At 64.2% G+C, this 23011-nt stretch carries 20 protein-coding genes and 1 riboswitch; of the genes, 13 read left to right on the top strand and 7 right to left on the bottom strand.

The window, feature by feature from the left end; all coding sequences use genetic code 11:
• Positions 1-2: 2 nt before the first annotated feature.
• Positions 3-353, bottom strand: coding sequence for a hypothetical protein (locus tag ACVWY1_RS13785; protein ID WP_156177501.1), 351 nt, complete (start codon positions 351-353; stop codon positions 3-5).
• Between ACVWY1_RS13785 and putP the strand changes: the two genes are divergently transcribed.
• The 9 genes from putP to ACVWY1_RS13740 all read left to right on the top strand — a co-directional run bounded on the left by putP (position 352) and on the right by ACVWY1_RS13740 (position 11129).
• Positions 352-1830 (top strand): sodium/proline symporter PutP, encoded by a 1479-nt coding sequence (gene putP / locus ACVWY1_RS13780; protein ID WP_046853960.1) that lies wholly within the window; start codon positions 352-354, stop codon positions 1828-1830. The two genes, ACVWY1_RS13785 and putP, sit on opposite strands and share 2 nt — an antisense overlap.
• 155 nt (positions 1831-1985) lie before the next feature.
• Positions 1986-2822 carry a 23S rRNA (adenine(2030)-N(6))-methyltransferase RlmJ gene (locus tag ACVWY1_RS13775; protein WP_102682200.1) on the top strand — a complete coding sequence of 279 codons (837 nt, stop codon included), beginning with the start codon at positions 1986-1988 and terminating at the stop codon, positions 2820-2822.
• A gap of 209 nt (positions 2823-3031) precedes the next feature.
• Positions 3032-4789 (top strand): carbamoyltransferase family protein, encoded by a 1758-nt coding sequence (locus ACVWY1_RS13770; RefSeq protein ID WP_102682199.1) that lies wholly within the window; start codon positions 3032-3034, stop codon positions 4787-4789.
• Positions 4773-5903, top strand: a complete 1131-nt coding sequence (locus ACVWY1_RS13765) for a glycosyltransferase (protein WP_457378403.1) — start codon at positions 4773-4775, stop codon at positions 5901-5903. Before ACVWY1_RS13770 ends, ACVWY1_RS13765 begins: the two co-directional genes overlap by 17 nt.
• Positions 5903-6799, top strand: a complete 897-nt coding sequence (locus ACVWY1_RS13760) for an antimicrobial resistance protein Mig-14 (protein ID WP_277502189.1) — start codon at positions 5903-5905, stop codon at positions 6797-6799. Before ACVWY1_RS13765 ends, ACVWY1_RS13760 begins: the two co-directional genes overlap by 1 nt.
• Before the next feature lie 2 nt (positions 6800-6801).
• Positions 6802-8229, top strand: coding sequence for a PIG-L deacetylase family protein (locus ACVWY1_RS13755; RefSeq protein ID WP_457378402.1), 1428 nt, complete (start codon positions 6802-6804; stop codon positions 8227-8229).
• A complete protein-coding gene (locus ACVWY1_RS13750; protein WP_457378401.1) occupies positions 8226-9188 on the top strand; it encodes a glycosyltransferase family protein in 963 nt (320 codons plus the stop codon). Before ACVWY1_RS13755 ends, ACVWY1_RS13750 begins: the two co-directional genes overlap by 4 nt.
• A 23-nt stretch (positions 9189-9211) precedes the next feature.
• Positions 9212-9979, top strand: a complete 768-nt coding sequence (locus tag ACVWY1_RS13745; RefSeq protein WP_102682194.1) for a glycosyltransferase family 2 protein — start codon at positions 9212-9214, stop codon at positions 9977-9979.
• Positions 9972-11129 (top strand): O-antigen ligase domain-containing protein, encoded by a 1158-nt coding sequence (locus tag ACVWY1_RS13740; protein WP_277502187.1) that lies wholly within the window; start codon positions 9972-9974, stop codon positions 11127-11129. Before ACVWY1_RS13745 ends, ACVWY1_RS13740 begins: the two co-directional genes overlap by 8 nt.
• Before the next feature lie 33 nt (positions 11130-11162).
• Here the strand turns inward: ACVWY1_RS13740 and ACVWY1_RS13735 are convergent, their stop codons facing one another.
• Positions 11163-11801, bottom strand: coding sequence for a phosphotransferase (locus tag ACVWY1_RS13735; RefSeq protein WP_457378400.1), 639 nt, complete (start codon positions 11799-11801; stop codon positions 11163-11165).
• Between the two features lie 110 nt (positions 11802-11911).
• Between ACVWY1_RS13735 and msbA the strand changes: the two genes are divergently transcribed.
• The gene (gene msbA, locus ACVWY1_RS13730; protein WP_139673900.1) at positions 11912-13714 is read left to right on the top strand and encodes a lipid A export permease/ATP-binding protein MsbA; all 1803 of its coding nucleotides are present in this window, start codon (positions 11912-11914) and stop codon (positions 13712-13714) included.
• 131 nt (positions 13715-13845) lie between these two features.
• Complete coding sequence (hldE, locus tag ACVWY1_RS13725; RefSeq protein WP_102682190.1) at positions 13846-15267, top strand: bifunctional D-glycero-beta-D-manno-heptose-7-phosphate kinase/D-glycero-beta-D-manno-heptose 1-phosphate adenylyltransferase HldE; 1422 nt, start codon at positions 13846-13848, stop codon at positions 15265-15267.
• 94 nt (positions 15268-15361) lie between these two features.
• Here hldE and ACVWY1_RS13720 read toward each other — a convergent pair whose 3' ends face one another.
• From ACVWY1_RS13720 to ACVWY1_RS13705, 4 genes are all read right to left on the bottom strand, one after another.
• A complete protein-coding gene (locus ACVWY1_RS13720) occupies positions 15362-16330 on the bottom strand; it encodes a metal ABC transporter ATPase (RefSeq protein ID WP_110702037.1) in 969 nt (322 codons plus the stop codon).
• Between the two features lie 37 nt (positions 16331-16367).
• The gene (locus ACVWY1_RS13715) at positions 16368-17180 is read right to left on the bottom strand and encodes an aldo/keto reductase (RefSeq protein WP_139673894.1); all 813 of its coding nucleotides are present in this window, start codon (positions 17178-17180) and stop codon (positions 16368-16370) included.
• Entirely contained in the window at positions 17177-18352 is a 1176-nt protein-coding gene (locus ACVWY1_RS13710; protein ID WP_102682187.1) for an NAD(P)/FAD-dependent oxidoreductase, read from the bottom strand. The genes ACVWY1_RS13715 and ACVWY1_RS13710 overlap by 4 nt, the downstream gene beginning before the upstream one ends.
• Before the next feature lie 117 nt (positions 18353-18469).
• Positions 18470-18802, bottom strand: coding sequence for a DMT family transporter (locus ACVWY1_RS13705; protein WP_050707183.1), 333 nt, complete (start codon positions 18800-18802; stop codon positions 18470-18472).
• A gap of 90 nt (positions 18803-18892) precedes the next feature.
• On the opposite strand from ACVWY1_RS13705, the gene ACVWY1_RS13700 reads away from it, so the two are divergent.
• Positions 18893-19783 (top strand): LysR family transcriptional regulator, encoded by an 891-nt coding sequence (locus ACVWY1_RS13700; protein WP_102682186.1) that lies wholly within the window; start codon positions 18893-18895, stop codon positions 19781-19783.
• A gap of 38 nt (positions 19784-19821) precedes the next feature.
• Positions 19822-21093 (top strand): lipid IV(A) 3-deoxy-D-manno-octulosonic acid transferase, encoded by a 1272-nt coding sequence (gene waaA / locus ACVWY1_RS13695; RefSeq protein WP_457378399.1) that lies wholly within the window; start codon positions 19822-19824, stop codon positions 21091-21093.
• Between the two features lie 82 nt (positions 21094-21175).
• Here waaA and ACVWY1_RS13690 read toward each other — a convergent pair whose 3' ends face one another.
• Positions 21176-22609: a TolC family outer membrane protein gene (locus ACVWY1_RS13690; protein ID WP_023632667.1), complete on the bottom strand. Its 1434-nt coding sequence runs from the start codon at positions 22607-22609 to the stop codon at positions 21176-21178.
• A gap of 158 nt (positions 22610-22767) precedes the next feature.
• Positions 22768-22874, top strand: a riboswitch (TPP riboswitch).
• Positions 22875-23011 lie beyond the last annotated feature (137 nt).

Genomic DNA, 23011 nt, shown 5'->3' with positions numbered 1-23011 from the left:
CGTTATTGGCCACGGATGTGACCTAAGCTGGCGGCAAGATTAGCCTGTAGGACAATTGGGGTGCAACCGGGTGCAACCCGATTTTTTCGTGCCCCAGGTGCAACTCGTCTGAAGGGTATTTCTGAACCACCGAAATGGCTGTTTTTGCTGCATTTAAGTATGAGAAACGTCGTTTTTGCTCCGAAAAGAAGCAAGAAAGCGGTTTTATCTGAAAATGCAGGCTTGGGTGCAACTTGCAAATGAAAAATGGTTGCACCTGATTCATGTTGTTGCATAGGATGCGCCGCCTGGGTGCAACCGTCGTCGTGCACGGCGAGTCGCAGAGATAAAAACAACGCCAGGGCACAACTCATGGGCAATCCAATCACGATCACCTTCGTGATCTACATCGCGGCAATGGTGCTGATCGGCTTCGCGGCCTATCGCTCCACCAAGAACCTTTCCGACTATATTCTCGGCGGCCGTAGCCTCGGCAGCGTGGTCACCGCGCTTTCCGCCGGCGCATCGGACATGAGCGGCTGGCTGCTGATGGGCCTGCCGGGCGCCATCTACTTCGCCGGCCTTTCCGAGGCCTGGATCGCCATCGGCCTGACCGTCGGCGCGTACCTGAACTGGCTGTTCGTCGCCGGCCGTCTGCGCGTGCAGACCGAGCACAACGGTGACGCCCTGACCCTGCCGGACTACTTCGCCAGCCGCTTCGAGGACAAGACCGGCCTGCTGCGGATCATCTCGGCCATCGTCATCCTGGTGTTCTTCACCATCTACTGCGCCTCCGGCATCGTCGCCGGCGCCCGCCTGTTCGAAAGCACCTTCGGCATGTCCTACGAAACCGCCCTGTGGGCCGGTGCCGCGGCCACAATCGCCTACACCTTCGTCGGTGGCTTCCTGGCGGTGAGCTGGACCGACACCGTGCAGGCATCGCTGATGATCTTCGCGCTGATCCTGACCCCAGTGATCGTGCTGATCTCCACCGGCGGCTTCGACCAGACCTTCGCCGCCATCGACGCGGTGAACCCAGCGCACTTCGACATGTTCAAGGGCGCAACCTTCATCGGCATCATCTCGCTGATGGGCTGGGGCCTGGGCTACTTCGGCCAGCCGCACATCCTGGCGCGGTTCATGGCTGCCGACTCGGTGAAGTCGATTGCCAATGCCCGTCGCATCTCCATGACCTGGATGATCCTCTGCCTGGCCGGTACCTGCGCCGTGGGCTTCTTCGGTATCGCCTACTTCTCGGCGCATCCTGACCTGGCCGGTCCGGTCACCGAGAACCACGAGCGCGTGTTCATCGAGCTGGCCAAGATCCTGTTCAACCCATGGGTCGCCGGTGTGCTGCTGTCGGCCATCCTGGCGGCGGTGATGAGCACCCTGAGCTGCCAGCTGCTGGTGTGCTCCAGCGCCCTGACCGAAGACTTCTACAAGGCCTTCCTGCGCAAGAACGCCTCGCAGACCGAGCTGGTCTGGGTCGGCCGCCTGATGGTGCTGGCTGTCGCGCTGATCGCCATCGCCATGGCCGCCAACCCCGAGAACCGCGTGCTTGGCCTGGTGGCCTACGCCTGGGCTGGCTTCGGTGCCGCCTTCGGTCCGGTGGTACTGATCTCGGTACTGTGGAAAGGCATGACCCGCAACGGCGCGCTGGCCGGTATCGTGGTCGGTGCACTGACCGTGATCCTGTGGAAGAGCTACGTCGGCCTGGGGCTGTACGAGATCATCCCGGGCTTCCTGTTCGCCAGCATCGCCATCTTCGTGGTGAGCAAGCTGGGCAGTCCGACGAACAGCATGGTTTCGCGTTTTGAAACCGCTGATGCGGCGTATCACGCCGACAAGTAATACCTGCTGAATCGGCATCGCCGGCAAGCCGGCTCCCACAGGGATCTCATCCAACCTGTGGGAGCCGGCTTGCCGGCGATGCGATTCAAGCCCGACCGCCGTACCTGACGTCTCCTTCGCGACAAGGTAAACTTGCCGCCCCCGCAGGAGTCCTCATGAACTATCGTCACGCCTTCCACGCCGGCAACCACGCCGACGTCCTCAAGCACATCGTGCTCACCCGCCTCATCGCCCTGATGTCGCGCAAGGAGCAGCCGTTCGCCTATATCGATACCCACGCAGGGCTTGGCCTGTACGACCTGCAGGGCGATCAGGCGAGCCGTACCGGTGAGTACCTCGAAGGCGTCGCCCGCCTGTGGAATCGCGATGACCTGCCCGCCGTTACCGCTGACTATCTGGGTGTCATCAAGCGCCTGAACAAGAACGGCGAGCTGCGCTACTACCCGGGCTCCCCCGAGCTGGCCCGGCGTTTGATGCGTGAACAGGACCGTGCACAACTCAACGAAAAGCACCCTGAAGACGGCGTGCTGCTCAAAGAGAACATGAAGAAGGACCCGCGAGTCACCGTGCACCTGGGCGAAGGCTGGCACATCCCGCGGGCGCTGCTGCCGGTGCAGGAAAAACGCGCGATCATGCTGATCGACCCGCCGTTCGAGCAGGCTGACGAGCTCAAACGCTGCACCGTGGCGATGAAGGAGGCGATCGGTCGCATGCGCCAGACCGTCGCGGCCATCTGGTACCCGATCAAGGACCAGCGTTCGCTGACCCGCTTCTACCAGGACCTCACCAGCACCGGCGCGCCCAAGCTGCTGCGCGTGGAGCTGTATGTGCATCACCAGGACAGCCCGCAGGGCCTGAACGGCTCGGGCCTGGCCATCGCCAACCCACCGTGGGGCCTGGAAGATGAGCTCAAGACGCTGCTGCCGTGGCTGGCCAAGGAGCTGGCGCAGACCGCCGGCAGCTTCCGCATGGACTGGCTGATCGCCGAATAAGCAGGCGTCGCAGGCAGCGTGGGAGCCGCGATGCGGCGGCCCGACTTGCCCGGCGATGGCGTCAGCAAATCCAGCGCCATCGCGGGGCAAGCCCGCTGCCACGTCCATGCATCGCGTCAGGCGATCTTTGCGTTATAATCCCGCCCTTTAGCCGCCATCCGCCTGAATGGCCGGTGGCGCACTTCATACCGATTTGAGAGGCTAACCCCTTGGCACTGACGATTCTTGGCCTGTCCGGCGCCCTTAGCCATGACCCTTCCGCGGCCCTGTACATCGACGGCAAGCTGATTGCCGCCGCCGAAGAAGAGCGCTTCGTGCGTGACAAGCATGCGAAGAACCGCATGCCCTACGAGTCGGCGAAGTTCTGCCTGGAGCAGGCCGGCATCAAGCCGTCGGACGTCGACGTGGTGGCCATTCCTTTCGCCCCGATCAGCCTGTTCGGCAAGGCCCGCTGGCACTACGCCAAGCGCTACTGGTACGCCCCGGATCGCGCCCTCGACGCGCTGCTGATGGGCAACCGGCGCTACAAGCGCTACCGCAAGAAGATCGTCTGGTGCCTGGAGCAGCTGGGCTTCGATCCGAAGAAGATCAAGATCGAACCGGTCGAGCACCACCTGGCCCACGCGTCCAGCGCCTATCACTGCTCGGGCTTCAAAGAGAAGACCGCGATCCTCGGCATCGACGGCAAGGGCGAGTACGCCACTACCTTCTTCGGCTATGGCGAAAACGGCAAGATCCACAAGATCAAGGAATTCTTCGACCCGGATTCCCTGGGTGGCCTGTATGGCGCGATCACCGAGTTCCTCGGCTTTGAGATGCTCGATGGCGAGTTCAAGGTCATGGGCATGGCGCCGTACGGCGACGCCAGCAAGTATGACTTCTCGCGCCTGGCCAGCTTCGAAAACGGCGAACTGGTGATCAACACCGAGTACGCCAACGTCATCGGTCTGCGCCGCTATAAAGAGAAGGGCAAGGGCTTCTACTTCTCGCCCAAGCTGATCGAGTGGCTGGGTCCGAAGCGCGAAGGCGACATCGCCGACGAGCCGTATATCCACTATGCGGCGAGCATGCAGGCATTGTTCGAGAAGCTCGCCCTGCAGATGATCGACCACTACCTGGGCGATACCCTGAAAGAGACCGGCAAGCTGGCCTTCGCCGGCGGCTGTGCGCTGAACGTCAAGCTGAACCAGAAGATCATCGCCCGCGATGATGTGAAAGAGCTGTTCGTCCAGCCAGCGTCCGGCGACGCCGGTACTGCGGTCGGTGCAGCTGCCTATGTGTCCCACGCCCGTGGCGTGCCGGTCGAGAAGATGGAGCACGTCTACCTCGGCCCTGCGTACTCCAACGAAGACGTGATCGCCGCCTGCGCCCGTCACCCGAGCAAACCGGTATGGCGCAAGCTCGAGAACATGCCTGAGCAGATCGCCAAGATCATGGTCGACGGCAACCCGGTTGCCTGGTTCCAGGGGCGCATGGAGTTCGGCCCTCGCGCACTGGGTGGTCGCTCGATCATCGGTTGCCCGAGCGTGCCGGGCGTGGCCGACCGCATCAACCACCAGATCAAGTTCCGCGAGCGCTGGAGGCCTTTCTGCCCGTCGATGCTCGACACTGTCGCGCCGCAGATGATCAAGATCGATCATCCGGCGCCGTTCATGACCTTCACCTTCGAAGTGGCTGAAGAGTGGAAGACCCGTGTGCCGGAAGTGGTCCACGAGGACGGTACCTCGCGCGCCCAGGTGCTCAAGCGCGAGTACAACCCGCGCTACTACGACATGATGAAGGCGCTGGAAAACCTGACCGGCAACGGCGTGTCGCTGAACACCTCGCTCAACCGCCGTGGCGAACCGATGATCTGCTCGCCGACCGATGCCCTGAATATGTTCTTCGGTTCGGACCTGCAGTACCTGATCATGGAAGACATCCTGGTGGTCAAGGAAGGCGCCGCGCCGTATGACCAGCCGCTCTGAACCGCGGATCCTGCAGTTCTGCCATGGCTATGACGGGCCGTTCCTCGACTGCGCCCGTCAATATGCCAGCCTGTTCCAGGGCAGCGGCTACAAGGTCACCACCGTGTTCCTCACCGGGGCGGCTGACGCGCAGGTCGCGGCTGGCTGCGCCTCGGACGAGGTGTTGTTCCTGGAGTTCAGCTCCAAGGCCGTGCGCGGCCTGAAGCTGGGCGCCATCGCCGCGCTGCGCAAGATCGCCGCGCAGCGCAATTTCGCGTTCTGCATCGCCCACCGCTTCAAACCGATCTATGTCGCGCTGCTGGCCACCGGTCTGCCGGTGATCGGCGTACACCACGCGTTTGGCGACTACCAGCGCAAGGGGCGCCGACTGTTTGCCAACCTGTTCCGCAAGCGCCTGAGCCTGCTCGGTGTCTCGGATGCGGTGCGCGACGACATGCGCCGCTGCCTGGGGCGGTGGCCGGCCGAGCATATCCAGACCTTGTACAACCGCATCGATATCGAGGCATTGCAGGCCAGCCTGGTGCCGCGTGACGAGGCGCGTCGTGCCTTGGGACTGGATGAACAGGCCTGGGTGGTCGGCAATGTCGGCCGCCTGCACCCGGACAAGGACCAGGCCACGCTGTTGCGTGGCTTTGCCGAAGCCTTGCCTGGCCTGCCGGCTGGCGCGCGGCTGGTGATCCTGGGCAAGGGTCGCCTCGAGGCCAAGCTCAAGGCGCTGGCCAGTGAGCTGGGCATCGCTGGGCAGGTGAACTTCCTCGGCCAGGTGCCGGATGCTCGCCGTTATTTCCGCGCCTTCGATGTATTTGCGCTGAGCTCCGACCATGAGCCGTTCGGCATGGTCCTGCTCGAGGCCATGGTGGCGGGTGTGCCGCTGCTGGCCACCGCCTGTGGCGGCGCCCGGGAAGTGGTCGAGGGTGTGGGCGTGCTGTTCCCGCTGGGCGATGCCGCGCAGCTGGCCCAGGGCCTGAAGCATCTGGCCGGGCTGGACGCCGGGCAGCGCGAGGCCTGTGCTTTGCACATGCTGCAGCGCCTGCGGCAGCGTTTCAGCGATCAGGCGGTGCGCGATGCCTTCTGGCAGTTGCCGCAGGTGCGTGCGCTGGTGGCGGAGGCCTGATGCTCAATCACCTCAAGGCCTGGCGCGAACGCGGCTGGCAAGTGATCGACGCGGCCGAATACAACGCTGCCTGGCAGCGTTTCGGCGGCAGTGTCGCCACGCACCCGCTGGTGGTCGAGCAACTGGCGGACCTGGCACAGATCCCGGTGCGTTACCTCGGTTGGTTCCAGGGCGGCGAGCTCAGGGCCGCACTACCAACCTGGGGGCGCCACCTGGCGCTGGCCAAGGATGTACTCAAGCGCGAAGGCAAGAAGGGCCTGTTCGACCTGGGCAATGCCGAGATCATCCTGCCGGCGGCCATGGATGTCGGGGCGCCGTTGCGCCACGCCGGGCGCTACCTGTCGGAGCTGAACCAGGGGCGTTTCACCGGCTTGAAGGCGCAGCCCGAGCAGTTGGCCATGGCACGTGCGCATGAGGACCTGTCGAAGAAGTTCCGCTATAACCAGCGCCGTGAGCTGCGCCTGCTGGAAGAGGCTGGCGGCCAGGTGCGACCGATTGGCGATTTCACTGCAGCCGAGATCGCGGCGATGTACTGTGAATTGTTCCAGCGTCGCTGGGGTTTCCCGGCCACCGGTGCCGCCCGCATGGCCGAAGTGATCGAGCGCCTGCGCGAACTGTTGATTGGCTCCGTGTTGTTCCTGGAGGGGGCGCCGATCGCGATCCAGTTGGTGTATCGCGTCGAGGCGCCACAGTGGATCAGCGTTGAATATGTAAACGGCGGTGTCGACCCAGACACCAAGGCTTTCAGCCCAGGTAGCGTACTGAGTTTCCTCAATACCCAGGCTGCCTGGGAGGATGCCAATGCCCGCGGCAAGGCGCTGCGGTTCTCCTTCGGCCGGGCCGATCGAGAGTACAAGGATCGTTGGTGCAAACCCGTCAACGTCTTCCAGGTCTGAACATGAGCGTCAACAAGCAGCAACTGCTCAAACGCCATCGCAAGCGCAAGCGGGTGATCCTGCTGGTGTTGCTTGTCGCGCTGTTGCTGACGGCGCTGTGGACATGGTGGTTGCCGCCTGTCCTCGCGGTGTTGTTGTGGGTGGCCCATGAGGCCTGGTTCTCCGACCACTTGTTCTACGTGCCCGGCAGCGACTACCAGTACGACTTGCAGGCCAGCGAGCGTCATGCGCTGCACAGCCATGGCGGGGTGCTTGCGTTGCCGGAAGACTGCCAGCTGGACGGCAGCGAGACCCTGTTGCTGCAAGTGAATCTGCGCGCCGGTTGGTTGGGGCGCCTGCTCGACCCGGCGGTACGCATCGAAGGTGGCGTCACCGATTGCCAGGCCTTCGAGCGTGGTGTCCGCGGTGTGCGCTACCTGAACCTGGGAGGCCAGGCTGAGGCGCTGGGCGCCGGGCGGCTGCGCCTGAGCGGCCGGCACTGCCGCGTGGCGCCGGAGATGGAATTGCTGGTTTTACGTCACGCCGACTACCTGGCCGGCTCGCTGATGGTCATCGCACCCCATGCCGACGATGCCGAGCTGGCGGCGTTCACTGCCTATTCCCGGGCGAAGAGCAGCTGGATCGTGACCCTCACCGCCGGCGAGATCGAGAACGAGTACTACCGCGACACCTTCGGCCTCGACCTGGCCGAGGCGGCCCGGCTCAAGGGCGAGTTGCGCAGTTGGGACAGCATTGCCGTTCCGCGCTGGGCTGGTGTGCCTTCCTGCCAATCTGTGCAGTTGGGTTACTTCTGCATGCAGTTGCCCGCCATGCAGGCCGAGCCCGAGACACCTGTCGCATCTCGCGAGGCCGACCTGATCGACACCCGGCCATTCCGCCGTTTCAATGAAGTCGCGCTGCGCAGCGATGCCGATGGCCGGCCGACCTGGAACAACCTGGTCCAGGACCTGCGCGAGCTCATCGAGCATGCGCGCCCGGCAACCATCGTGATGCCTCACCCGACGCTCGATCCACACCCGGATCACGTGTGCGCCCATGACGCCCTGCAGCAAGCGTTGCAAGGGGCGAGTTGGCAGCCGCAAACCTTGCTGTTGTACGCCAATCACCTGCACGACAATGACCGCTGGCCGATGGGCGATGCCGGTACCGGGGTGCCTTTGCCACCGTTCTTCGATGCGGGCCTGCCCATGCGTCCCTGGGTGCTGGGGGTTGGCGAGCAGCAGCAGAGGCAAAAGGCCATCGCTTTGGGTATGATGCACGACCTGCAGCCTGCGGCTCCATTCAAACGCAGGGTTCGTCGCTTCCTGCAGCGCTGCCTGGCCGCCCGGCGCTGGCCTGCATTCGGTGACAATGAATTCTTCCGCAAGGCCGTACGGCGCCACGAACTGCTGTGGGTCGGTACAGTGATCGACAAGAGAGAGCCACGGTGAAAGTCCTGTTCCTGGTCCAGAAAGAGCAACGCGCCATCCTGGACCGTCTTTACGAAGGCATCGCGGCCGACTGCGAGTGCGACATCCGTTGGCTCACTGGCGACGAGCAGGCCGATCTGCGCAGCTACTTCCATCAGCATGTGCAAGTCGATCAGTACAACCGCATCCTGTTCTTCCTGCGGTTCAAGAAAGAAATCCGCCAGGCGCGTTTCATCCGCACGCTCCCGAACCTGGTGATCCTCGAGCACGACGCCTATCAGAACTATATTCCGTGCAAGTACACCGGCAAGTTCAGCGAGTACTACCGCCAGTTGCCGTGGGCGCGGGTCATCACTTCAGGTGCGGTGGTTACCCGTCGGCTGCGTGATGAAGGTTTCGATGCGGTATTCGTGCCCAAGGGCTACGACCAGGCGCTGCTGCGCAACGAGAACCGCGAGCGCGACATCGAGCTGGCGTTCGTCGGCAGCCTGCGCAGTGTGGCCTACTCGGGCCGCAAGCAGATGCTCGAGTCGATTGCGGCGGTAGAGAACCTGCTGATCACCCGCACCAAGTCGGGCGAGGAATACAGCCAGACCCTCAGCCGTATCCGCTTTTTCGTCAGTGCCGACGTTGGCATGGGCGAGTACATGATCAAGAACTTCGAAGCCATGGCCTGTGGTTGCGTGCTGTTCGCCTACGATCAGGGCGAGGAGGAGAACCACGCGCTGGGCTTCGTCGACATGCACAATATCGTGCTCTACCGCGACCTTGAACAACTGCGCGAGAAGCTCGCCCAACTGCGGGGCGACCTGGACCTGGCCGAGCGTATCTCGCGCAACGGCCAGCAACTGGCCGAGCAGCGTTATACCTTTCACGCGCTTGGGCAGGCGATCACCGAGGCCATGCGCGCGCCGTTACGCCCGGCCAGCAAACCCGGCCTGGTGGAGCGCCTGTTGCGTGCCATCGGTTTGGCGCGTTAAGCCCTAAACACATCGAGGAAGCCATGATCTTCAGTGAAAACAGCGAGATCACACTGGTGGTGACCAGCTGTGGTCGTTTTGAACTGCTCAAGCGCACGCTGGAGAGTTTCGATCTCTACAACACGGCGCCCATCCGCGAAGTGTTCATCACCGAGGATTCCGGTGACGAGGCGGTGCGCAGTTGCATTCCTGAGCACTGGCGCGAGCACACCACCTTCATCGTCAACAATCCCAAGCTCGGACAGTTGCGTTCGGTGGATGCCGCCTACTCGCAGGTCAAGACGTTCTGGGTGTTCCACTGTGAGGATGACTGGGCGTTCTATCGCCCGGGTTTCGTCGAGGAGTCCCAGGCCTTGCTCGAAGCCGACCCGCAAGCCTTGCAGGTCTGGCTGCGCAGCTTCAACCATGACTTGCAGGTGCACAGCCCCTACGTGTTCCTGGAGGCGCGTCAGGTGCTGCAGGGTATTGCCTTCCACAAGCTGGGTTCGCACAAGGCGGAATGGCAGGGCTTCTCGTTCAACCCGGGCCTGCGCAGGCTTGCCGACTACCAGGCGCATGCGCCGTACGCCGCGCATTCGGGCGAGAAGAGCCTGTCGCGGCTCTACGCCGAGCGTGACCGCTACGCGCTGATCCTCGAGAACGACGCGGTGCTGCACACCGGGTTCGGCGAGCATGTGGAAATGCCGGAAGAGAAGATCAAGAAGGCTCGACGCAAGCGCATGGATCGTATCCGCCTGCTGGGCGTGTTGTTTATTGGACTATTGCTTGGATGGGTGTTGAAGGATGTTTGAAGGGATTGGCAGCGATAACCGCACGAGCCGGCGCTATTTCAGCGCGGCGTTGATCGTATTCCTGGCCAGCTTCGTGCTGATGGCCTCATCGAAATGGACCAACAACATTTTCTACGCCTTCATCGCGTTGCCTGGCTTGGTGTTTCTGGTCAAGGAGCGCGGTGCGGGGTTGTTCAACGACAAGCTTGGATTGGCGTGGCTGCTGTTCCTGCTTTGGTTCCTGGTGCCCGCAGCGATTGCTGGCGATGGGCAGTTCTACAAGCACATCGCTTATGTTGCGCTCTTTGTCTTCGCTGTGGCAGGGCTGACGAATCAGGGCTTCTTCCGCTCCGAGGTGTTTGCTCGTACGCTGTTCTGGATCATCTGCCTGTACATCTTCGGCTATTCGGCTTTCGCTTACCTGACCGGCATATATGCCTTGGGTGAGCGGGTGAGTCTGATGCCCGCACGCATGCAGAACGTGATCTACACCAGTATATGGCTGCTCTGTGCGCTGGCACTGGCAATGCCGGGATGGTTGCACCGTCGCCGCTGGATCGAAGCGTTTGCCGCCGTGGCGCTGTCGGTGGTGGCGATCACCTTTGTCCTGCAGACGCGTACCGCGATGGTCGGCGCAGCCTTCCTGTTCGCCGCCTGGGCGTGCTGGGCGTTGTGGCGCTTCCCGCGCGTGGCCGGGAGCTGGCTGTTGGTGTTCGCGGTACTTGGAGGCATCGCCCTCTGGTTGGTGAAGGACATGGCCTGGTTCCATTCGCTTTTCGAGCGCGGTGACTCCTATCGCGGCGAGTTGTTCCACGTGATGGTCGGCGAGTGGCAGAACTGTGGCTGGATGATTGGCTGCGGTGTCGAGTTCCATACCGACAAGCTGCTGAGCGGCTTCATGCCGATCCAGCATCCTCACAATATCTTTGTTGCGCTGGGCCTCTATACCGGTGGTGTCTCGCTGGTACTGTTCCTGGTCATTGTGGCGATGACCCTGGTACAGGCCTTGCGCCTGCGCGACCCGTGGGGCATGTACCTGGCCTGTGCCCTGGTCATGCTCAACTTCGATGGCAGCAAGCTGATCGGCAACCCCGACGAGCTATGGCCACTGGTCCTGTTGCCGGCAGCCATGGTGCTTGGCCGCGGGTTGCAGCAGCGACGTTTACGCTGATGACGATGGCCGCCTCCGGGCGGCCATCTTCGTTCAGGCCAGTGCGCTGGCCAGGTCCTGGCGACGGCAGACCTGCTGGCTGGCCAGGTAGGCCTCGATGAACACGTTGTCGCGGTCACCCAGCAACCATTCCCGATCTTGCCGATACCGCAGCATATGGCGGAAATTGCGTTGGCGTTGTGATCGGCGAAGTGGCTTGCGATATATGCGCAGGTCGGCGACATCGATCAAGCCCAGTTTCCCTTCGGGCGTCAGTACCACGTTGCCCAGATGCGCGGAGCGGAAGTACACGCCTGCCTCGTGCAAGGTCGCGATGAACTGCCCGAGCTGGTCGCGCAGTTCGGGATGCTCGCCGGGTTGGTCCAGTAGTTGGCGCAGCGTATGCCCTGGGAGCGGGTCGTAATGCACGGCATCGCGGGCGATCTCGGCAATCCGGTACACCGCCTTGACCTGTGGGCAGGGGATGCCGCGCGCGGCCAGGGCCTTGCAGTTGTCGGCGAAGCGTCGGGCATAGGGATACCAGGCCGCCGAGCTGATCAGGCGCTTGCGCCGGAACAGCTTGAGCATCGTGCCGTCGCGCAGGCGCAGGACCTTGTCGCCAGTGCCGTCGGCTTCGAGGACATGAGCGCCCTCGCGCAGGGCAAGGTAGCGGGCGTGGTCAAGTGCGTGCATCTAGCCTCCAGGGCCATGGGTTCGGGACAGCCGCCTATCTTACCTGCAGCGGGCGGTGCGAGACACCGCGTGTGTTATAATCCCGACTCTTTTTGACCCGACGGATTCTCATGACAGTTCCCGAATCGTCTTCGCCTGCGAGCCTGAAGATCTACCTGCGCCTGCTGGGCTACGTCAAACCCTATATCGGCATCTTCCTGCTGAGCATCGTCGGTTTCGTGATCTTCGCCTCGACCCAACCGATGCTGGCCGGGATCCTCAAGTATTTTGTCGACGGCCTGAGCAACCCCCAGGCGGTGTTGTTCCCCAGCGTGCCTTACCTGCGCGACCTGCAGTTGCTGCAGGCGGTGCCGCTGCTGATCATCCTGATCGCCGCCTGGCAGGGCCTGGGCTCGTTCCTGGGCAACTACTACCTGTCCAAGGTGTCGTTGTGCCTGGTTCACGACCTGCGCGTCGAGTTGTTCAACAAGCTGCTGGTGCTGCCCAACCGCTATTTTGACAACCACAACTCCGGGCACCTGATTTCGCGCATCACCTTCAACGTGACCATGGTTACCGGCGCGGCCACGGATGCCATCAAGGTGGTCATCCGTGAAGGCCTGACAGTGGTGTTCCTGTTCGCCTACCTGCTGTGGATGAACTGGAAACTGACCTTGGTGATGGTGGCGATCCTGCCGCTGATCGCAGTGATGGTGAGTACCGCCAGCAAGAAATTCCGCAAGCAGAGCAAGAAGATCCAGGTGGCCATGGGTGATGTCACCCATGTGGCCTCCGAGACCATCCAGGGTTATCGCGTGGTGCGCAGCTTCGGTGGCGAAAGCTACGAAGAGCGTCGCTTCAACGCTGCCAGCCAGAGCAACACCGACAAGCAGCTGCGCATGACCAAGACCGGTGCGCTTTACACGCCGTTGCTGCAACTGGTGATCTACACCGCCATGGCCACACTGATGTTCCTGGTGCTGTTCCTTCGCGGCGAGGCGTCGGCCGGTGATCTGGTGGCCTATATCACGGCGGCTGGGTTACTGCCCAAGCCGATTCGCCAGCTCTCGGAAGTCAGCTCTACCATCCAGAAGGGCCTTGCCGGTGCCGAAAGCATCTTCGAGCAGTTGGACGAGAAGCCGGAGGTCGATGCCGGCACTGTCGAGAAGGAACGGGTCGACGGGCGCCTCGAAGTGCGCAACCTCAGCTTCACCTACCCCGGCACCGAGCGTCAGGTGCTCAGCGACATCAGCTTCACCGCCGAGCCTGGGCAGATGATCGCCTTGGTCGGGCGGTCCGGCAGCGGCAAGTCGACGCTGGCGGCGCTGATCCCGCGGTTCTACCACCACACAGAAGGGCAGATCCTGCTCGACGGCGTGGAAATCGAACAGTACCGCCTGCGCAACCTGCGTCGCCATGTGTCCCAGGTGACACAGCACGTCACCCTGTTCAACGACACGGTGGCCAACAACATCGCCTACGGTGACCTGGCCGGCGCCCCTCGGGCGGATATCGAGGCCGCCGCCGCCGATGCCTACGCCAAGGAGTTCGTCGACCAGTTGCCCAAGGGCTTCGATACCGAAGTCGGCGAGAACGGTGTGCTGCTCTCCGGTGGCCAGCGCCAGCGCCTGGCGATCGCGAGGGCGCTGCTGAAGAACGCGCCACTGCTGATCCTCGACGAGGCGACCTCGGCCCTGGATACCGAGTCCGAGCGCCACATCCAGGCGGCGCTGGATCACGTGATGGAAGGTCGCACCACCCTGGTGATCGCCCACCGCCTGTCGACCATCGAGAAGGCCGACCTGATCCTGGTGATGGACCAGGGCCGTCTGGTGGAGCGTGGCACCCACGCCGATCTGCTCCAGGCTAATGGCCATTATGCCCGCCTGCACGCCATGGGCCTGGATGAAGCGGAAAAGGCCGACATCACCTGATCGGCCGTATGGTGGGGCCTTCGCGGCCCCGCCAGTCAATCGATACAGCATTGCCGCGGTTGGCCGTAAAGCCCTGCGCAACCCTGTGCTAATATCCTGCCCCTGTTCACTTTTCCAATGATGGGTTGCCCATGAAGTTGTCCATGCCGCGTTTCGATCAAGCCCCGGTATTGGTGGTCGGCGATGTCATGCTCGACCGCTACTGGCATGGCGGTACTTCGCGTATCTCGCCTGAGGCGCCGGTGCCGGTGGTCAAGGTCGATCAGATCGAGGACCGTCCCGGCGGCGCCGCCAACGTGGCCTTGAACATCGCTGCCCTCGGTGCTCCAGCCGCGCTGGTTGGTGTCACCGGCCAGGACGAAGCCGCCGACAGCCTGGCCAACAGCCTGCAGGCGGCGGGCGTGCGCTCGATCTTCCAGCGCATCGCCCATCAGCCGACCATCGTCAAGCTGCGGGTCATGAGCCGCCACCAGCAGTTGCTGCGCATCGATTTCGAAGAACCCTTCGCCACCGATCCGCTGTCGCTGGGGGCGGAAGTGGATGCCTTGCTCGAAGGGGTCAAGGTGCTGGTGCTGTCCGACTACGGCAAGGGCGCGCTGAAGAATCACCAATCGTTGATCCAGGCTGCCCGCAGCAAGGGCATCCCGGTGCTGGCCGACCCCAAGGGCAAGGATTTCTCGATCTACCGCGGCGCCAGCCTGATCACCCCGAACCTCAGCGAGTTCGAGACCATCGTCGGCCGTTGCGCCGACGAAGCCGAGCTGGTGGCCAAGGGCCTGAAGCTGCTCGAGGAGCTGGACCTGGGCGCGCTGCTGGTGACCCGTGGCGAGCACGGCATGACCTTGCTGCGCATCGGCCACCCGGCGCTGCACCTGCCGGCCCGAGCTCGTGAGGTGTTCGATGTCACCGGTGCCGGCGATACGGTGATTTCGACGCTTGCCGCCGCCATTGCCGCCGGCGAAGACCTGCCTCATGCGGTCGCCTTGGCTAACCTGGCTGCCGGCATCGTCGTCGGCAAGCTGGGTACCGCCGCTATCAGCGCACCCGAACTGCGCCGGGCGATCCAGCGTGAGGAAGGCTCCGAGCGCGGTGTGCTGGGGTTGGAGCAGTTGCTGCTGGCGATCGATGATGCCCGTGCGCACAACGAGAGCATCGTCTTCACCAATGGCTGCTTCGATATCCTGCACGCAGGCCATGTGACTTACCTGGAGCAAGCCCGTGCCCAGGGGGACCGTCTGATCGTCGCCATCAACGACGATGCTTCGGTCAGCCGCCTGAAAGGGCCGGGCCGTCCGATCAACAGCGTCGATCGGCGCATGGCCGTGCTGGCCGGGCTCGGTGCGGTGGACTGGGTCATCAGCTTCCCTGAGGACACCCCCGAGAACCTGCTGCGCCAAGTCAAGCCGGATGTGCTGGTCAAGGGCGGCGACTACGGTATCGACCAGGTGGTCGGCGCCGATATCGTCAAGGCCTACGGCGGCACGGTGAAGGTCTTGGGGCTGGTGGAAAACAGCTCGACCACGGCGATCGTCGAGAAGATCCGTAAGCACTGAGTCAGTTGCAATCGCGGGGCAAGTCGCATCGGCGCACCGCCGCTCCCACGATGTTTGTGGGGGCGGCGGTGCGCCGATGCGACTTGCCCCGCGTTCATTTGTGCAGCGTGTCCCGCGCTCGCTCCAGCAACGCCCGGGCCTTGTCACTGAAGCGCTCCAGGTGCGAAGCCGGTTCGCGCTTGTGTTCGGCCAGGCCTTGTTGCTTCAACCAGTCCTTCCAGCGTACCCGCTCCTCCCGAACCACCCAGCCTACCTGTGGTGCAAAGCTTTCAGCCAGCCATAGGCCGCGTGTGCTCGCCGGCAGCAGTTGATCCTTCTTCAGGGTATAGAGCTCTGCCATCGGTTGGCCGTCCTTCAACGGCATCAGGTAAAGGTCTGGTCTTTTGCGGTCGAGCCGTGCCACCAGTTGGTCGCCCTCGAGCCGTTCATCGACATGGAACAGGCTCAGTGACTTGGCCTCCTTGGGCACTTGCAGACGCAGGTCGTAGATCAGCTGCAACGACGCGGTGGGCAGGTGCACGTAGGCCCGTGGCCGCTCCAGCAGGGTCAGCCGGGCGCAATGCACCGGGCGGGCGGCACCGGACTCAGGCGAGAGCACGAACGGCAGCGCCTCGCGATAGTGCAGGGCGGCGGCATAGGGCGCCGGCAGCCAGGTATCGTTGAAGCGCCCGCCAAGCCAGCCTTCAGGGGTTTCCAGCAGGCACTCCTCGGCCACTTCCTGGATCGCCGTGTGCAGCGGCAGGTTCAGCTCGTGGGCCGGGACATAGCCTGAAATCAGCTTGAGCACCACATCGCCACGGTCCTGTCGGCGTTGGCGCACCAGCACCCAGTAGTCGCGGCCTTGCCAGTTCAGGGTGAGGCGCACCGACACGCCGAGGTTGGCCAGCTCCGCCACGAAGCGTTCGGGGTCGGCGACCTGGATGGCCTTGCGCCGCTGCAGGGTCTGGGCGAAATTCAGCGGCATGCCGATGCTCTGGTAAGTCAGGCCGTCGGGCGTGGCTTCGACGTGCAGCGGCAGGGTCTTGAAGTTGCTCGGATTCTTGCGGATCAGCGTACGCGGCACGAGGCTCCTCCTTGCGTTGGGCCCCCGCCCGGGCGGCTCAGGGCCGGCCCAGGATGCGGGCGACGGTGGCCACGTTGTGGGCCAGGTGTACCGGGTTGATGGTGCCGACGATGGCACTGCACACGCCGGGGTGGGCGAACAGCAACTCGAAACTGGCCTGCACCGGGTCGACCCCCGGCGCCAGGCAGATATGGCCGCTGGCCAGGGCCTTCTTTACCAGGATGGCCTTGCCGTGTTCGGCAGCGTAGTCGAGCACGGGCCGCTCCGCCTGCTCGTTGAGATTGTAAGTGACCATGGCGCAATCACCTTGTTCCAAGGCCTTCAGGCCACCCGCGGCGGTCTTGCCGGAGAAGCCGTAGCCGAGGATCTTGCCTTCGCGCTTGAGCGCGGCGAGTGTTTCATACACCCCCTCCTGCTCGAGGATCGCCAGGTCGTTGCCATCGGAGTGCACCAGCACCAGTTCGATACGGTCGGTTTCCAGGCGCTCGAGGCTGCGTTCGACCGAGCGACGGGTATGGGCGGCGCTGAAATCGAAATGCGACTGGCCATCCTCGAACTCTTCCCCGACCTTGCTGACGATTACCCATTGCTCGCGTTGGCCGCGCAGCAATGGGCCGAGGCGCTCCTCGCTGCGGCCATAGGCCGGGGCGGTGTCGATCAGGTTGATGCCCAGCTCGCGGGCCTGGGCGAGCAGCAGGCGGGCGGCCTGGTCATCGGGGATGGTGAAACCATTGGGGTATTTGACGCCTTGGTCGCGGCCCAGCTTGACCGTGCCCAGGCCCAGTGGCGATACCCGCAGGCCGGTGCTGCCCAAGGGGCGGTGGTGATCGTGCAGGGTCGGCAGGCTCATGGCAGCAGTTGCTCCCAGGCTGGCAGCGCCAGCGGTGGACGCGGCAGGTCGGCAAGGTCCGGCTGGCTCGCCGGGCGCACGCCGTCACGCTCGAAGCTGGCCAGCACACGATCGGCGAAATCTGGCGCCAGGGCCAGCTTGGTCGGCCAGCCGACCAGCAGGCGTTGCTGGTCGGCAAGGAAGGCGTTGTCCGGGCGTACCAGGCCCGATTGCGCGGGCTCGGCGCGATCGACGCGCAGGGTGGCCCAGCGCACCAGGCTTTGATCGACCCAAGGCAACAGGCTGGCAACTTCCTTCTGCGCCGCGGCGATCTGCGCGGCGGGCTCACGGGCAACGCCGTCAGCCTCGGCGATATCGCCACCCAGGTACCACACCCATTGGCCATCGGCGGCCGGGTGGGTGGTCACGGTGATGCGCGGCTTGGGGCCGCCGCCCAGGCAGTGGGCATACAGGGGCTTGAGGTTGGGCCCCTTGGCCAGGACCATGTGCAGCGGGCGGCGTTGCATGGCCGGTTGGTTCAGCCCCAGGGCGTGCAGCAGGCCTTCGGTGCCACCGCCGGCGCTCAGGACTATGCGCTGGGCGCGGATCTCGCGGTCATCGACCACCAGGCCGGCGAGCTCTTCGCCGTCGCGCAGCGGTTCGATTCGCTCGCCGGCCAGCAGGCTGTCACCCGCCAGTTGCGCGAGGTTGGCCAGCAGGCTGGGCACGTCGATGACCAGTTCGGCCAGGCGGTAGACCTTACCCTTGAAGGCGCGGTCCTGCAGGGCCGGCGGCAGTTGCTCGCCCTTGACCTGGTCGACCCGGCCGCGCACGGCCTTGCTGGCGAAGAAACTGGTGAGGTTGCCCGCCAGGGTGCCGGGGGACCACAAGTAGTGGGCATCGGACAGCAAGCGGGTGCCGCTCAGGTCCAACTCGCCGTTGCCGGCCAGCGCTTCGCGCCAGCGTCGCGGCATGTCGGCGATGGCCTCGGAGGCGCCGGTGAGGGCGCCGTGCAAGGCATATTTGGTGCCGCCGTGGATGATGCCTTGCGACTTGATGGTCTGCTCGCCACCCAGGCTGGCGCGCTCCACCAGCACCGTCGAGTAGCCCAGGCGGCGCAGCCGGGCATTGAGCCAGAGGCCTGCGACCCCGGCGCCGACGATCAGCACGTCAGTGGTAATGGCGGATGGCATGCGGGCACCTCGAAAACTGGGACAGGTGCGCAGTATACAGGCTGTGGCGTCGTGCTGACCCCTGTGGGAGCCGGCTTGCCGGCGATAGGGCCGCGCAGCGGCCCCATGGGCTCAGGCTCAGTGCCCTGCGGTATTGGAAAACACCTGGATCACCACCACCCCGCCGACGATCATGGCCATGCCCAGCATCGCCGGCACATCCAGTTTCTGCCCGTAGATCACCAGCGCCGCGATGCTGATCAGCACGATGCCCAGTCCCGACCAGATCGCATAGGCGATGCCCACCGGAATGCTGCGCACCACCAGGGTCAGCATCCAGAACGCCACGCCATAGCCGCAGACCATCAGCAGCAGCGGCAGCGGCGTGTTCAGCCCCTTGACCGCTTTCATGGAGGCGGTGGCGATGACTTCGGCGCAGATGGCGATGGCGAGATAGGTGTAGGCGTTCATGGTGCGGGTTCTCCGTTGCTGGATGGGCATTCTAGGGAATTCCTGGATGCGGTAAAGTCATTACCTATCTGCTTTGGAGATAGGATAGGGATGACTGAACACTGGAGCCTTGAACAACTTCGCTTGTTCGTGCGGACCGCCGAACTACGTTCGTTTTCCGCCGTGGCCCGAGAGCAGCACAAGGCCCAGTCGGCGATCAGCAGCGCCATCGCCTTGCTCGAGGCGGACCTGGGCGTGACCCTTTTCGAGCGCAGCAGCGGCCGGCAGCCGCGCCTGACCGAAAGCGGCGCCGCGCTGCTGGAGGACGCCCGCGAGCTGTTGCGCCAATGCGAGCGTCTGGATGGCCGGGCGTTGGCCTTGATGCGCGGACAGGAGGCGTTGCTGCGGGTGGCCCAGGACGAGGCCATGCCCTACCAGCCGGTGATCGACAGCCTCGACGAGCTGGCGGTGCGCTACCCCTTCCTGGAGGTGCAACTGGCCAGCGGCGCCCAGGGCGATGTGGCGCGCAAGCTGGTGGAGCGGCGCGCCGACCTGGGGTTGTTCTTTCACCATGAAAGCATTCCCGCCTCGTTGGAGCGACGCGCCCTGGGCAGCGTCGAGATGGTCACGGTGTGTGCCATCGACCACCCGCTGGCACACTTGGCCAAGGTCAGCCGCCAACAACTGGCCCGCCATCGCCAGTTGCTGATCACCCCGCAGCAGAGCGGCTACCCCGGCGGCGAGGCGATCAGCCCGCAGATCTGGCGTGCCGACAGCTTCTATGCCATGGCCGAATTGCTGATGCGCGGCCTGGGCTGGGCCTGGCTGCCGCGTCATGTGGTGCAGTACCCCACCTACCAGGCGCAGATGGTCGAGCTGGACAGCGAATGGCGCCCGCCGGCGCTGGTGGCGGAACTGGCCTGGCGCCGTGACGAGCCCTTGGGCCCTGCGGCGCAGTGGCTGGCCGAGCGCTTCGCCGTGCACCTGCGGGCCATTGGCTGACAGGCCTTTTCATCCAGTTCCTAGTAAACTCCGCCGTCATGAACAGAACCCTCTATACCCTGCTTTTCCATCTGGGCCTGCCGCTGGTCGCGCTGCGCCTGTTCCTGCGCGGGCGCAAGGCGCCGGCCTACCGTGCGCGTATTGCCGAGCGCTTCGCTTGTGGCTTGCCACCCATGCGTCAGGGTGGCATCTGGGTGCATGCGGTCTCGGTGGGTGAGAGCATCGCTGCCGCGCCGATGGTGCGGGCCCTGCTCAAGCAGTACCCGGACCTGCCGGTCACGCTCACCTGCATGACCCCGACCGGCTCAGAGCGCATCCGCGCGATGTTCGAGGGCGAGCCACGGGTGCAGCACTGCTACCTGCCTTACGACCTGCCGTGGGCGGCCGGGCGGTTCCTCGACCATGTGCGCCCGCGCCTGGGCATCATCATGGAAACCGAGCTGTGGCCGAACCACATCCACCAGTGCGCCAGGCGCGGCATTCCGGTGGCGCTGGCCAATGCGAGGCTGTCCGAGCGCTCGGCGCGTGGTTATGCCCGTTTTGCCGGCCTGACCCGGCCGATGCTCGAGGAGATGAACCTGATCGCCGTGCAGACCGAAACCGAGGCGGAGCGTTTCCGCGCGCTCGGTGCGCGCCACGAATCCGTGCAGGTGACCGGTTCGATCAAGTTTGACCTCACGATCGACAATCAACTGCTGCCACGGGCCTGCGCATTGCGCGAGCAGTGGGCTGCCCGGCAGCGTCCGGTGTGGATCGCCGCCAGTACCCACGATGGCGAAGACGCGTTGATTCTCGAGGCTCATCGTGAGCTGCTGAAGGTACACAGCGATGCGCTGCTGATCCTGGTACCGCGCCATCCCGAGCGCTTCGCGGCGGTGCATGAGCTGTGCGCCGGACAGTTCTCCACGGTGCGCCGCTCGGCCGGTGACGCGGTCACGGCGCAGACCCAGGTGCTGCTGGGCGACACCATGGGCGAACTGCTGTTTCTGTATGCACTGGCCGATATCGCCTTCGTAGGCGGCAGCCTGGTCCCCACGGGCGGTCACAACCCGTTGGAACCGGCGGCGCTGGCACTGCCGGTGCTCATGGGACCGCATGTGTTCAACTTCCTCGAGATCAGCGCGATGCTGCGCGAGGCGGGGGCGTTGCAGCAGGTGGACGATGCCGAGGGGCTGGCCGCGGCGGTGCGCCGCTTGGTCGAGCTGCCGCAGGACGCGCGGCGCATGGGCGAGGCGGGCAGGGCGGTGATGCGGGCCAATCAGGGGGCGCTGCAGCGTTTGCTCGATGGGCTGGCGCGCCTGCTGAGCTGATGATGAGCCTGTAGGCGCGGTTGTGGTGGGAGCGGGGCAAGCCCGCTCCCACGAAGCCCGCCCTACAGGTAGTGTGTTGCCTTCACGGCCGGCGTTCGAAGTTCTTCGCCGCCGCCGCTGCCAGATCCGGTGGCAGGAAATCCTTGTCCGGGTTGTAGTCTGCCTTCAGGTACCGCCCCAGGTCCTGCAGGTCCTGCGGGCTCAAGGTGCCGGCCGCCTGCTTGAGGCGCAGGTTGTCGAGGATGTAGTCGTAGCGGCTGTTGTTGTAGTCGCGTACCGAGGTGTACAGCTGGCGTTGCGCATCGAGCACGTCGACGATGTTGCGGGTGCCGACCTGGTAGCCGATCTCGGTGGCCTCCAGTGCGCTCTGGTTGGAGATGATCGACTGCTTGCGCGCCTGTACCTGTTCCACGTCGGTGTTCACCGCACGGTGCAGATTACGCGTGTTCTCCACTACCTGGCGGCGCAGGCTTTCGCGCTGCTGCTCGCTCTGGGTCAGGCGCGCATAGGCCTCGCGTACCTGGGAGCTGGTCAACCCGCCGCTGTAGATCGGAATGTTCAGTTGCAGGCCGACGCTGGTCTGCTCCACGTCACCGCCGTAGCGCACGCCGTTCTGCGAAGGGTTGGTGAACCCCAGGTTGTCGTTGTCGCCCTTCTGGTACTTGGCCACGGCATCCAGGGTTGGTGCATGGCCCGCTTTGCGTTGGCGCACGGTCTCTTCGGCGGCCGCCACGGCATGGTTGGTGGCCTGCAGGTTGAGGTTCTGCCGCCCGGCGGTCTCGACCCAGGCCTTGGCGTCGTTGGGCGTCGGCACTTGCACCGGCAGGGTGTGGACCACGCCCTGGATCGCGCTGTATTGGCGGTTGGTCAAGGTGATCAGGGCCTCGAAGGCATCCTGCACCTGGCGCTCGGCGATGATCCGGTTGGCCCGCGCCGTGTCATAGCTGGCCTGTGACTGCAGCACATCGGTCTTGTCCGAAAGGCCGACATCGAAGCGTTCGTTGGACTGGTCGAGCTGGCGCTTGAAGGCCGCCTCTTCAGCCTTGGTCGAGGCCAGGTTGTCCTGAGCGCGGAGCACCGCGAAGTAGTTCTCGGCGCTTTGCAGGATCAGGTTCTGCTCGGTGGCCGACAGTTCCAGCGCGGCCTGCTCGTTGACCGCTTCGGCAGCCTGCAGCTGGAACCAGCGGTCGGCGCGGAAGATCGGCTGCGCCAGGGTGGCGCTCCAGGCATTGCCGCTGCGGTTGGAGGTGATCGACGGCTCGTCGAGCTTGGTGCGGGTATTCATCATCTCGGCGCCGGCCGAAAGGTTGGGCAGCAAACCGGCGCGGGCCTGGGGCACCACTTCGCGGCGGGCGCCGTAGTCGGCGCGGGCGGCTGCCAGGTCGGCGTTATTGTCCACCGCTTCCTGGTAGACGCTGACCAGGTCGGTCTTCACCGTCGTGGGCGTATCCACTGCCCAGGCCACTCCGTTGGACGCACAAGACACGGCAATCGCCAGTGAGAGTTTGCGCAGCATAGGGCAATCCTTGATCAAGATGTATTTACTGTACTGTCTGGTATCGAGCACGCCAGTGTAGTGCCGTGCGTCGCCATCAACAATCCGCCAGGTGTGCCATTTATCACGCCAGGGATTTACCCGCTTGGCTTTGCCGACCACTCCAGTCTAGACTGCGCAGGTTCTTGTCGGGGTGCCTTGATGCAAAGGCTGAGATCGCAAAGTTGCGGATCCCGTTGAACCTGATCAGGTTAGCGCCTGCGTAGGGAACAAGATTGCTCTCATGTCCCGGGAGCCTCTTGTGCCAGGTCCGGGATCGCCACAGCTGCTTGCAGCCCACGGCACCCCTTGTCCGGCACTGCACTCGTCGACACGGGTGCGTCCGCGCCTTTCAGGTTCACCCCGACATTCCGCCCGCTAGGA

The organism is Pseudomonas sp. TE6288, assembly GCF_054062095.1.
The sequence above is the reverse complement of the archived record's forward strand: the minus strand, read 5'-3'. Positions and strand labels throughout refer to the sequence as shown.